This is a genomic window from Clostridium frigidicarnis (genome assembly GCF_900111985.1).
In the GTDB taxonomy this organism is placed as follows: domain Bacteria; phylum Bacillota; class Clostridia; order Clostridiales; family Clostridiaceae; genus Clostridium_Z; species Clostridium_Z frigidicarnis.
On the sequence record NZ_FOKI01000002.1, the window covers coordinates 188,824 to 201,239 of the forward strand.

Annotated in this window: 11 protein-coding genes; all 11 read left to right on the forward strand. The window is 29.0% G+C overall.

The genetic code is table 11. The features are described from left to right. Positions 1 to 89: 89 nt before the first annotated feature. The 11 genes from BM119_RS01980 (at position 90) to spoIIGA (ending at position 12,414) form a co-directional block, all read left to right on the forward strand. Positions 90 to 740: an O-methyltransferase gene (locus BM119_RS01980; RefSeq protein ID WP_090038420.1), complete on the forward strand. Its 651-nt coding sequence runs from the start codon at positions 90 to 92 to the stop codon at positions 738 to 740. Further along, positions 740 to 1,969, forward strand: a complete 1,230-nt coding sequence (locus BM119_RS01985) for a peptidase U32 family protein (RefSeq protein ID WP_090038422.1) — start codon at positions 740 to 742, stop codon at positions 1,967 to 1,969. Before BM119_RS01980 ends, BM119_RS01985 begins: the two co-directional genes overlap by 1 nt. After that, positions 1,969 to 2,592, forward strand: a complete 624-nt coding sequence (udk, locus tag BM119_RS01990) for a uridine kinase (protein WP_090038424.1) — start codon at positions 1,969 to 1,971, stop codon at positions 2,590 to 2,592. Before BM119_RS01985 ends, udk begins: the two co-directional genes overlap by 1 nt. Positions 2,593 to 2,645: 53 nt before the next feature. Continuing rightward, positions 2,646 to 4,268, forward strand: coding sequence for a peptidoglycan D,D-transpeptidase FtsI family protein (locus BM119_RS01995; RefSeq protein WP_090038425.1), 1,623 nt, complete (start codon positions 2,646 to 2,648; stop codon positions 4,266 to 4,268). Positions 4,269 to 4,326: 58 nt separating this feature from the next. Then, positions 4,327 to 5,031 carry an RNA polymerase sporulation sigma factor SigK gene (sigK, locus tag BM119_RS02000; protein WP_177199284.1) on the forward strand — a complete coding sequence of 235 codons (705 nt, stop codon included), beginning with the start codon at positions 4,327 to 4,329 and terminating at the stop codon, positions 5,029 to 5,031. Between the two features lie 89 nt (positions 5,032 to 5,120). Then, positions 5,121 to 5,882, forward strand: a complete 762-nt coding sequence (aroE, locus tag BM119_RS02005; RefSeq protein ID WP_090038427.1) for a shikimate dehydrogenase — start codon at positions 5,121 to 5,123, stop codon at positions 5,880 to 5,882. An 11-nt stretch (positions 5,883 to 5,893) separates the two neighbouring features. Further along, a complete protein-coding gene (locus tag BM119_RS02010) occupies positions 5,894 to 6,949 on the forward strand; it encodes a type IV pilus twitching motility protein PilT (RefSeq protein WP_090038486.1) in 1,056 nt (351 codons plus the stop codon). Between the two features lie 216 nt (positions 6,950 to 7,165). Continuing rightward, the gene (locus tag BM119_RS02015) at positions 7,166 to 8,440 is read left to right on the forward strand and encodes a glycosyltransferase family 2 protein (protein WP_090038428.1); all 1,275 of its coding nucleotides are present in this window, start codon (positions 7,166 to 7,168) and stop codon (positions 8,438 to 8,440) included. 396 nt (positions 8,441 to 8,836) lie between these two features. Then, on the forward strand, positions 8,837 to 10,108 hold the full coding sequence (ftsA, locus tag BM119_RS02020) for a cell division protein FtsA (RefSeq protein ID WP_090038430.1): 1,272 nt from the start codon (positions 8,837 to 8,839) through the stop codon (positions 10,106 to 10,108). A 15-nt stretch (positions 10,109 to 10,123) separates the two neighbouring features. Beyond that, positions 10,124 to 11,254, forward strand: coding sequence for a cell division protein FtsZ (ftsZ, locus tag BM119_RS02025; RefSeq protein WP_090038432.1), 1,131 nt, complete (start codon positions 10,124 to 10,126; stop codon positions 11,252 to 11,254). Positions 11,255 to 11,610: 356 nt separating this feature from the next. Then, the gene (gene spoIIGA / locus BM119_RS02030) at positions 11,611 to 12,414 is read left to right on the forward strand and encodes a sigma-E processing peptidase SpoIIGA (protein ID WP_090038433.1); all 804 of its coding nucleotides are present in this window, start codon (positions 11,611 to 11,613) and stop codon (positions 12,412 to 12,414) included. Positions 12,415 to 12,416: the final 2 nt, after the last annotated feature.

A 12,416-nucleotide genomic window follows, 5' to 3' on the forward strand; every position in this document is an offset into this window, starting at 1 on the left:
GCCCTTTAAAACTAAATAAACAAAATAATTTGTACATATAAGTTTTAACTTTAAAGATATATTCTGATAAAAGTAAGTTGGAGGAGTTTATGAGTGGAGTAACACATGAATACATGGAACAGTATTTAAGAGAGCTCATCCCAAAAAGAGAAGGAATACTTCAAGAACTAGAGAAATTTGGGGAAGAGAATAAAGTACCTATAATACAAAAAGAAGGTGCTAAATTTTTAGAGTTTATGGTAAGCATGAAACAACCAAAGAAGATATTGGAGTTAGGAACGGCTATAGGGTATTCTTCAATATTAATGGCTAATAGTGTTAATGACCATGTGAAAATAACTACTGTCGAAAGAGATGAAAATATGGTTAAAATTGCACAAGAAAACATAAAAAAATACGGTTATAAAGATAAAATAAATATAATTGAAGGAGATTGTCTAGAAGTCTTAGAAAATCTTCAAGATAAATTTGATATTATATTTATGGATGCAGGAAAAGGCCATTATAATCATTTTCTTCCGCATTGTTTAAGACTTTTAGCTGATGACGGAATAATCATAGCTGATAATGTGTTATTTAGAGGAATGGTAGCTTCAAATGAATTAGTAAAAAGAAGAAAAATTACTATAGTAAAGCGTATGAGAACTTACCTTGAAATGGTATCTAAAGATGAAAGTCTAATTACATCAGTTATACCAATGGGTGATGGGATCGCGATTACTAAAAGGAGGAAAAATTAATGAAGAGAAATCCAGAAATACTTGCTCCAGCTGGAAGCTTAGAAAAGCTAAAAACTGCTATAGATTTTGGTGCTGATGCAGTATATATAGGAGGAAGTAAGCTTAATTTAAGAGCTTTTGCAGATAACTTTACTCCAGAGCAAATAAAAGAAGGCGTTGAATATGCTCATTCTAGAGGAAGAAGAGTCTATGTTACAATGAACGTATTTCCACATAACGGGGATCTTGAAGGCGTAGAAGATTACATAAGAGAACTAGAATCATTAGGTGTTGACGCTATAATAGTATCTGATCCATCTATAATAGTAACTGCTAAGGAGGTAGCTCCTAAGTTAGAAATTCATTTAAGCACTCAAGCCAATAATGTAAACTGGAAATCAGCTCTGTTTTGGTACAATATGGGTGTTAAGAGAATAGTACTAGCTAGAGAATTAAGTTTAAAAGAAATAAAAGAAATAAGAAGTAAATTACCAGAGGGTTGTGAATTAGAGGCTTTTGTTCATGGTTCAATGTGTATGGCTTATTCAGGAAGATGTTTGATATCTAATTATATGACTGGAAGAGATGCCAATAGAGGTGCATGTGCTCAACCATGTAGATATAAATATTATTTAATGGAAGAAAAGAGACAGGGAGAGTATTTTCCAGTAGTAGAGGATGAAAAAGGCACTTATATAATGAATTCTAAGGATTTGTGTATGATAGAGCATCTAAAAGATGTTGTAGAAGCAGGTGTATATTCTCTAAAAATAGAAGGTAGAATGAAAAGTTCATATTATGTAGCAGGAGTTGTTAAATCTTATAGACAGGCTCTTGATACATATTTACAAGACCCAAAAAACTGGAGTTTTAATGCTAAATGGATGGATAATTTATTAAGAGTTAGCCATAGACAATATCATACAGGATTCTACTTTGGTGAGACTAACAAACAGGTTTATGAAGATTCATCTTACATAAGAGATTATGATATTGTTGGAATTGTAAGGGAATATAATAGTGAAACAAACATGGCAGAAATAGAACAAAGGAATAGAGTGTTTGAGGGAGATAAGGTTGAAGTATTAAGACCGGATGGAGATAATTTCTATATAACCCTTGATGACATGAAAGAAACCAATGGAACAAAAATAGAGGTAGCCAATAGAGCACAAATGTATTTTACAATTAAGTGTGGTACTGAACTTAAACCAAAGGATATGCTTATAAAAAGTAAGGGGGATAATTAATGAAAAAGCCAATATTTATAGGGATAGCTGGTGGAACAGGATCTGGAAAGAGCACAATAGCTAAAGAGATATATGGACAATTCGATGGGGATTGTATAGCTATGATAGAACATGATGCTTATTATAAGGATCAAAGTAATATACCCTTTGAAGAAAGAATAAAAACAAATTATGATCATCCTAATGCTTTAGAAACTACACTTTTAATAGAACACTTGAGACAATTAGCAAGTGGTAAAGCTATAGAAAAACCTATATATGATTTTGCACAACATACTAGATTAAAAGAAACAATAAATGTTGAAGCTAGGGATATAGTTATTGTGGAAGGGATTATGATATTGGATGACCCTGAACTTAGAGATCTTTTAGATATAAAAATATATGTAGATACTGATGCAGATGTTAGAATAATAAGAAGAATGGTAAGAGATATAAACGAAAGAGGAAGAACTGTTGATTCAGTTATAGAACAGTATTTAAATGTTGTTAGACCTATGCATATGCAGTTTGTAGAACCTTCAAAAAAGTTTGCAGACATAATAATACCAGAAGGTGGACACAATAGAGTTGCAATAGATGTAATGGCATCAAATATAAGACATATTTTACAATGTAGATAAGAATAAAACACCTAACTTTTGGCAAGAATTAGCTGAGAGGAGGTGTTTTTTTTATGAGAAGGCGTAATACTATAATATTTTGTGCATTAGCTATATCATTTATCTTACTTATAGGAAGATTAATTCAAATTCAGTATTTTAAGAGTGATGAGTTGAATTTAAAAGCAAATGCACAACACACATATAAAGAAAATATTAGCGAGTTAAACTATGATATTTTAGATTGTAGTGGAAAAAGCTTAATAGAATATAGCAATAAGTATGTTCTTGTAATAGATACTATTACATTTAAGAGAGAGAATAATTCAACACCTTTAGATCAAGTTTATGCATTAGATTATATACTTAAAAATTATGATAAAACTTATGATTTAATGATATCTCTTAATAAAGGGGGAGAGGGAAAAAAATATTTTGTAATTGATGAGGAATGTAAACATAAAATTGAGGAATTAGAACAATTAAAGGGAATCTATACTTACGATTATAATGAAATTAATCGTATGGAATCATGGAACTTAATAAATATGGTTACTAAGGGCATAAATAAAGATAATGAAAAAGAATCGATAGAAGGAATGTTATATGATGTAATAAAGGATAATAAAACATCTACCATTACATATGAAAAAGATGATAATGGAAATATAAAACAAGAGTCAATTGATACAAATAAGGGTAATTGTAATATACAACTTACTTTAAACAAAGATATGGAAGACAAAGTGAAAAATATTATAAATAAAGATGATTATAGCAAATATAAGGATGTAGGTGTGGCTATAATGGAATGTAATAACGGAAAGATAAGAGCTATGGTGCAAAAGGATGATAGTAGACCCAATATTTTATTAGCATCAACTACTGAAAATGGATATGCTCCAGGATCAATTTTTAAATTAATAGTTTTAGAAGCTGCATTAAATGAAAAACTTATAACACCTAGTGATAAATTTTTATGTGAATACAATCCATTATTACCATGCAAAAAAGGACATGGTAATCTTACGTTACAAGATGCATTGGTTCAGTCCTGTAATAACATATTTGCTCAAATTGGTACTAAAGTAGGAGGAGAAACTTTAATAAAATATGCAAAAGCTCAAGGATTTTTTGATAAGACCCTTAGATTTAGTGGAGATAAAGAAGTCCCAGGAGATTATGCTATTGATGATATTGATAAAGGTGGAGTAACAAATATATCAATAGGTCAAAATATGAGAATTGCACCTATACAAGCTTTAAGTCTTCCAGCAACGGTTGTTAATGAGGGAGCCTTTATAAGGCCATCAATATTAGAAAAAGTAGTTGACAATGATGGAAAGGTAATACAAAGCTTTAGTGAGGATAAAACAAAAGTTTTTGACAAAACAGTTAGTGGGTATGTGAAATCATTGATGAAGCAAGTTATTTTAAATGAAAAGGGAACGGGTAAGGAAGCATTTGTTGCGGGAGTAGATATGGGAGGAAAAACAGGTACAGCTACGAGAATGGAGCCAAGTGAAAATGGTAAAATGGAAAAACATGATGATGGATGGTTCATTGGATATTTTAAAATAAATAATAAATACTATTCTATGATGGTATTTGTAAAAGATATAGAAGATAATCAAGGAGGAGGAAGTACAGCAGCACCTATTTTTAGAGATGTTATAAAAGAATTAATTGGGAAATAGTAATTTTTTTGTGTGTAAATCATATCATAGTAGTAAGCAATAATAGGGGGAGCAGCTTGTGTTCATCTTTCAATGCTTTTTTGGTATGATTGGCAGTGTGAATTTTCTAGCGGGATATGTTACTGGGAGTAACTCATTTCCAAAACCACTAGATGAAAAAGAAGAACAGTACTATTTACGTAAATTAAAAGATGGTGATGAAGTAGCAAAGCAAGTGTTGGTTGAAAGAAATTTAAGGTTAGTAGCTCATATTGTTAAAAAGTATTCTTTTCCGGGACGAGAAATTGATGATTTGATTTCTATTGGGACTGTAGGTCTTATTAAGGCAATTGATTCCTTTGATTATGAAAAGGGTACTAGGTTAGCTACTTACGCGGCAAGATGTATTGAAAATGAAATTCTTATGTTAATAAGAAATAATAAAAAAAGCAAAGGTGAAGTTTTTTTACATGACCCAATAGGAATAGATAAAGAGGGAAATGAAATTTCTTTAATCGATGTATTAAGTACAGATGAGGATTCAGTAGTTGATATTGTAGAAAATAAGATACAGATAAAAAGATTATATAAAAAAATGAATATATGCTTAACTGATAGAGAAAGAAGAATAATAGAGATGCGATATGGATTGTTAGATGGAAATCCCAAAACTCAAAGAGAGATAGCTGGAATGCTTGATATCTCTAGATCTTATGTATCAAGAATAGAAAAAAGAGCATTGAAAAAGCTATTTAAAGAATTAAATGGTAAAAATAGAGTTTGATAAAAAGTGCTAAATTTCTTTTGTAACTTAATCTTATAAGAGGAGTTTAGCACATTTTTGTAGAATATAACTTTTAGGAGTTGATATATTTGAAAAAATGTGGTTTATTAGGGAAAAATATAGCATATACTAAATCACCATGTATACATAATGATTATTATAAAAAAAACAATGTTAACTTAAAATATGAAGTTTTTGATATAGATGAAGCTAAGATAGATAAATTTTTCTTTGAATTAAAAAATAATGATATAGTTGGTTTTAATGTTACAATACCATATAAAGAAAAAGTTTTGGAATACTTGAATAAATTGGAATATCCAGCTAATATAATAGGTGCGGTGAATACTGTTGCAGTGAAAGAAAATAGTTATTTAGGATACAATACAGATTACTTTGGGTTTATAAGAAGTTTAAAGGAAAACAGTATAGATGTTAAATATAAAAAAGTCCTTATATTGGGAAATGGTGGTTCGGCAAAGGCTGTATTTTATGCACTAAGGGATTTAGAAGCTAAAACAATAGATGTTGCAGGTAGAAACTTATCAAAAATAGAAATGGAATTTCCATTAGTAAACAATATACTAAATATAAGTGATGATTTAAATTTATATGATTATGATATATTGATAAACTGCACACCTATGGGGAATATAAATAACCCTATAATAGAATTTAAGATAGAAAAAACAAATAAAAATTTAATAATATATGACTTGAATTATGAACCAGAAAAAACAGAATTGATTAAATTAGGCGAAAAATTGGGGCTAAAATGTATAAATGGTTTAGATATGTTAAGATTTCAAGCCTATGAGTCGATAGAAATATGGAAAGATACAATGAATTAGGGGGAAAAAACTTGAATACACTAAGAGAGTTATTAGAAATAACTTTAAAAGAAAAAGCATCAGATTTACATTTAACAGTAGGAATTGCTCCTATAATAAGGACAAATGGTCAGCTAGTATCCATAGGAGATAAGAAGTTATTGCCTAAGAATATAGAACTATTTGCAAAAGAAATTTTAGAAGATAATTTCGAGGAGTACCAAAAAAAAGGAGAGTTTGATACATCTTATTCAGTAGCAGGTCTTGGGAGATTTAGAGTAAATGTTTTTAAACAAAGAGGAAGTGATGCTATAGCATTAAGAGTTATAACATTAAAGGTTCCAACTCTTAATGAATTAAATCATCCTCAAGTATTAAAAGAATTGATAAACAAGCAAAGAGGTTTAATTCTGGTAACAGGACCAACAGGAAGTGGTAAAAGTACTACTTTAGCTGCTATGATCAATGAAATAAACAATACAAGAGGAGCTCATATAATAACATTAGAAGACCCTATAGAATATTTGCATAAGCATAATAAATCTGTAATAAATCAAAGAGAAATAGGTAAAGATACAGAATCTTACAAAAGTGCTTTAAAGGCTATTCTAAGGGAAGATCCAGATGTTATTTTGGTTGGAGAAATGAGAGATTTAGAGACTATATCTATTGCTATAACTGCAGCAGAAACAGGACATTTAGTTTTATCAACTCTTCATACAATAGGAGCAGCTAAAACAATAGATAGAATTGTTGATGTGTTTCCACCTCATCAGCAACAACAAATAAAAGTACAATTAGCAGCTGTAATGCAAGGAATAGTTTCACAGCAATTGCTTCCAAGGGAAGATAAAGAGGGAAGAGTTTCTGCCTTAGAGGTTATGATTACAACTCCAGCGATTCAAAACCTTATAAGAGAGGGAAAGACTCATCAAATAGAATCATCAGTACAAACTGGAAGTAAATATGGAATGAAAACAATGGATATGTCAATAGTGGAATTATACAAACACAGTATAATAAGCCAAGAAACTGCATTGAGTTTTTCTGTAGACAGAGAAATGATGACTAGAATGATGCTTCTATAATTATAACTAAAAACAAAAGAGTATTGAATAGAAAAGATTTCTTTCAATATTCTTTATTTTTTTGAGAAAATTAAGGTTAAATATAGAAATAATATATATACTTAATATGAAAAACATAAAATTAATGAAAATAAGAAGATATATTATTTGAATAAAACTATAGTATTTACAAGGGTTTTGTGTTAAAATATCTTTTGATTAAGGAGGAGAGATTCAATGGAAATATTCAAGTCGTTATTACATATTACTTCAGCTATATTTACCAATATAGTTTTTGTTGTATCTATGTATTACCTGATTCTTTCGTTTTTTGGAATATTTAGATTTAAAGATAAAAAGGAATATTCTCCTATAAAGAATTTTGCATTTATAGTTGCAGCACATAATGAAGAGGTAGTTATACAGGATATAGTAAATAGTTTAAAGAAGGTTGAATACCCAAAAGAGATGTATGATATATTTGTAATTGCTGATAATTGCACAGATAGCACAGCTATAAAAGCAAGACAAGCAGGGGCTTCGGTATATGAAAGATTTAATAAAGACCAAAAAGGTAAAGGTTATGCTTTAGAATGGATGTTTGACAACATTTTTAATATGGAAAAAAAGTATGATTCAATTGTTGTATTAGATGCGGATAATTTAGTTTCTAAAAACTTTTTAAAAGTTATGAATAATAAATTATGTGAAGGGTATAAAGTTGTACAGGGATATTTAGATAGTAAAAATCCTAATGACTCTTGGATTACAGGAAGTTATTCTATAGCATTTTGGACATCTAATAGAATGTTTCAATTATCCAGAAATAATATTGGATTATCTAACCAACTCGGTGGTACAGGATTTTGTGTAGATACTGATATTTTAAAAAAATTAGGATGGGGAGCTACATGTTTAACAGAAGATTTAGAGTTTACATGTAAACTTGTTTTAAATGATTGTAAAGTAGGGTGGGCCCACGATGCTATAATATATGATGAAAAGCCTTTAAACTTAAAGCAGTCTTGGGCACAAAGAAAAAGATGGATGCAAGGATTTGCAGATGTAGCATCTAGGTATTTCTTTAAGTTGTTAAAAAAAGGAATAAAAGAATTTAATTGGATGGCGTTGGATTGTGCGCTTTACAGCATACAACCAATTATAACTATTTTATTAGGAATTGCTATGGTTTTAAATATGGTGAATTATTTCACTATGGCACCAGAACTTATAACTCAAGCCATTAATATAATTCAAAGTGCTAATTTTAATATTTTGAGGGTAGGTACAGTGTTATTAGTTGTTATGCAATTTATATACACACCATTTATTTTAATATTAGATAAAAAATTTAGTTTTAAAATATTTTTATATTACTTAATATATCCTATATACTCTGTAACATGGATACCAATTTCAGTTCAGGGTATTCTTAATAAAAATAATAAAGAGTGGTCACATACTACCCATACTAGAAGTATAAAAATTACTGACCTTGAAAATGTTAACTAAGGACGAGTTTTCTCGTCCTTATAATTTTATATATGTTTTAATAATGTTTATTCATAAAAGTGCTAAAACAATACTTTAATTGCATGAAGATTTTTTAATTTAAATATATATAATCTAAAAATAGACTATAATGATATGGCATAAAAAAACGATATATATAATGTTTGCTATTTTGTAGTTTCGACAATGAATTTTTTCGAAAAAAAGTGAAAAAATTTATTTTATGTAAAAAAAAGTATTTTATTGTTGGGAAAATTACAAAATAATAATAAATTTGGCAATTGAAAAATGCTAAATTTATGTCAACACGGTAATAATTAAAAGGATTTTTTTAAACAGTGTTGAATATATAGTAAGAGTTAAATGCTATCTGCAAAGGAGGTAAGCTAAATAAATATGAATAACAATTATATAGTTGGTATTGATATAGGATCCTCAGCTATATATGGCGTGATAGGTAAAGCAGATAAGCAGGGAAAGCTAAAGATATTAGCAAATACTGAAGTAAGGTGTGATGGAGTAAAAAAAGGTATAGTTGTTAATATAAGTAGTGTTGCTGAAGCTTTAAAAGAATGCCTTGAAAAGATGGAAAGAATCATTAATCTATATATAGATGAGGTCTTTTTAGGAATACCAAGTGGTATGTGTAAATTAGTATCTAGTACAGGAATAGTTGCCATTTCAAATGATGAAGAAGTGATTACTAATAATGAAATTAAAAGAGTGTTAAATGAAGCAAAAGTTATTTCAATTGGCAAAGATGAAAAAGTCATAGATATAATTCCTGAAAAGTTTATAATAGATGATTCCTATGAAATAAGTAACCCTTTAAATATGAAAGGAAATAGGCTTGAGGTTGTAGCTAAAGTAGTTGTGTGCAATGAACTAAACTTAAGTGCTTTATACAAATGTTTTGAAGAAATAAATGTTAATGTAAAAGGTACAATGTTACAAATTCATGCAGCATCATCATTTGTGCTTACACAAGATGATAGACGTGAAACAGTAGCCATTGTTGATGTTGGTGCTCAAACAACAAATCTAGCTATATATAAGAATGGAGCCCTAGTTCATATGAATTCTTTTGAATTAGGAGGAGATAATATCACAGGAGATATTATGTATTGCACAAAAGTTTCATTTAAGGAAGCAGAAGAATTTAAAAAGCAATATGAAAAAGAGGGTAGGAATATTAGCGATATATTGATTGTAAGAAATGGAGATGAATACACTCTTCAAGGAGATATATTGTGTGATATAATAGAAGCTAGAATAGAGGAAATTTTAGGATTCATAGAAAAAGATTTAAAAGAGTCACCATATAGTTCAAATATTACAAGTGTAATACTATATGGCGGAGGTGTATCTTCTTATGAATCACTAGAAAATATATGGAAAAAGATATTTAACAAACCTATATATGTTTTAAATGAAGATACTATAGATTTAGAAAAACCATTGACAATTAATTCATTAGGTATTGTTAAACATGTATTTAATGAGTTAAAATTAAGTTATAACAAAGAAGAACACATTAAAGAAATTGAAGAAAACACTAATAGTGTTGAAGATAAACCTAAAGCCAACAATAAAAGTAAAAATAAAAGTAGAACTGAAAATAAAGGGTTTATGGGAAAAGTAAAGAGTTTTTTTGATGAATATTTCTAAAGAGGAGGAATTATCTTGTTAGATTTCGATGTAGATGTTCAACAGTTTGCCAATATTAAAGTTATAGGTTGTGGTGGCGGAGGAAATAACGCCGTAAACAGAATGATAATAGAAGGATTAAAAAATGTAGAATTTATTTCTGTTAACACAGATAAACAAGCGTTAATGTTATCTCATGCTACACAAAAGATACAAATTGGAGATAAATTAACAAAAGGACTAGGAGCTGGAGCTAATCCTGAAATAGGAATGAAGGCAGCAGAAGAAAGTAAAGAGGAAATTTCCCAAGCTATAAAAGGTGCAGATATGGTATTTATAACTGCAGGTATGGGTGGTGGAACTGGTACAGGAGCTGCCCCAGTTGTAGCTGAAATAGCTAAGGAAATGGGAATTTTAACTGTTGGAGTTGTAACGAAACCTTTTCCATTTGAAGGAAGAAAGAGAATGTTACATGCAGAAATGGGTATAGAAAATTTAAAACAAAGGGTAGACACACTTGTTACAATACCTAATGAAAGGTTACTTTCAATGGTTGATAAGAAAACAACATTGTTAGATTCTTTTAAAATGGCTGATGATATATTAAGACAAGGTGTACAAGGTATATCAGACTTAATAACAATTCCGGGTTTAGTTAATCTTGACTTTGCGGATGTAAGAACAGTTATGATTGATAAAGGATTAGCACATATGGGTGTAGGTAGAGGCGATGGAGATAACAGGGCGGCTGAAGCTGCTAGACAAGCTATTTCATCACCATTATTAGAGACATCAATAGTTGGAGCTACAGGAGTTCTTTTAAATGTTACTGGTGGAGCTGATTTAGGACTTTTAGAAATAAATGAAGCAGCTGAAATTGTTCAACAGGCAGCAGATCCAGATGCTAATATAATATTTGGTGCTGTTATAGATGAAAATCTTAAAGATGAAATAAGAATAACAGTTATAGCTACAGGTTTTGAATGTGAGAAAGAAATTCAACAAGGAGTTGTTGATGAAAAAACACATAAGGCTTTAACTGGAGAACAAATATCAAACCGTGAACCACAAGCCAAAAAAGAAGCGGCTGAAGAAGTAGCACCTACAAGAACATATAATGATAATGATATAGAGATTCCAGCATTTTTAAGAAAAAATAAGAGATAGTCAACTGACTATCTCTTTTTTTACTTTAACTTGTAATTAAAAACTTTCAACTTCATACTTAGAAAATCTGTGGCTTTTAACCATAATTGTAAATTGTCAAATCTCAATTTTCAATTAAAGTGTTGCGTAGCCATTTTTTTTGTGAAAAAAATTAAGAGACTAAGAATAATTAAAAAGTATAATAAATTACAATAAAAACCTGTAGTAAGAAGCAATGTTAATAAGTTATAGGAAGAGATAAACAAAATATAAATTAAAATGTAAAAAAATAACAAAATAAAAACTATATAATAATCATGAAATGACAAAATTTTGAAGCAACAATCTATATAATTATTAATAAAGGGGGAGGTGTTATGGAAGTATATCTAGATGTCCTCATTTTAGAGAATTTAGTAGTAAATTTTTTTTTATTAGTATTAACTGCTAATACTCTGAAAATAAAGGTGTATTTCAAAAGTGTTTTTCTCCCAGCATTAGCTGGCGCTTGTTATTGTATAGTATTGCTTTTCCCAAGTTTAAGATTCTTTAATAGCATTATATTTAAACTTATAGTTTCTTTATTAATGACCTTTTGGGTTTTTAAAAAAAAGAACCTTATATTTTTAATAAAAAGTACTTTTATTTATATTATGTACTCTATGCTATTGGCAGGGCTATGTATCTTTTTAGATATATCTAAAAATGGAGTGAGTTTAAATCCTTATACAACAGTTAAGTTTTCGTATAAATACTTATTTTTAGCAATAATAATAATATATCTTACAATTAACAGAATTATGATTTATATAGACGACAGAAAAACTATGAATAAGTATATATATGATATTGAGATTTTAGACAATAATTGGAATAAAACTATAAGAGCTTTTTTAGATACAGGAAATGAACTTAGGGAACCAGTAACAAACTTACCTGTGATTATTGTTGAAGAAAAAAATTTTAGTGATGTAAATTTAAAAGAAAAAGATTTTTATAAAATACCATACAAAGTTGTAAATGGAGATACAGGACTATTAAATGGCTTTAAGCCATTGGGAGTAAAAATAGTTTTAGATAAAAACAATATACAATTTAGGGAAGCTATTGTTTGCATATGTAAAGATAGATTAAGTAGCACTGGTGATTATGATGGACTTTTATCAAGAGGATTAATATAGGG

Excerpts from the sequence above, each read along its gene's own strand:
- BM119_RS01980 (WP_090038420.1), top strand. The coding sequence starts at position 90 with ATGAGTGGAGTAACACATGAATACATGGAACAGTATTTAAGAGAGCTC.
- BM119_RS01985 (WP_090038422.1), top strand. The coding sequence starts at position 740 with ATGAAGAGAAATCCAGAAATACTTGCTCCAGCTGGAAGCTTAGAAAAG.
- udk (WP_090038424.1), top strand. The coding sequence starts at position 1,969 with ATGAAAAAGCCAATATTTATAGGGATAGCTGGTGGAACAGGATCTGGA.
- BM119_RS01995 (WP_090038425.1), top strand. The coding sequence starts at position 2,646 with ATGAGAAGGCGTAATACTATAATATTTTGTGCATTAGCTATATCATTT.
- BM119_RS02015 (WP_090038428.1), top strand. The coding sequence starts at position 7,166 with ATGGAAATATTCAAGTCGTTATTACATATTACTTCAGCTATATTTACC.
- ftsA (WP_090038430.1), top strand. The coding sequence starts at position 8,837 with ATGAATAACAATTATATAGTTGGTATTGATATAGGATCCTCAGCTATA.
- spoIIGA (WP_090038433.1), top strand. The coding sequence starts at position 11,611 with ATGGAAGTATATCTAGATGTCCTCATTTTAGAGAATTTAGTAGTAAAT.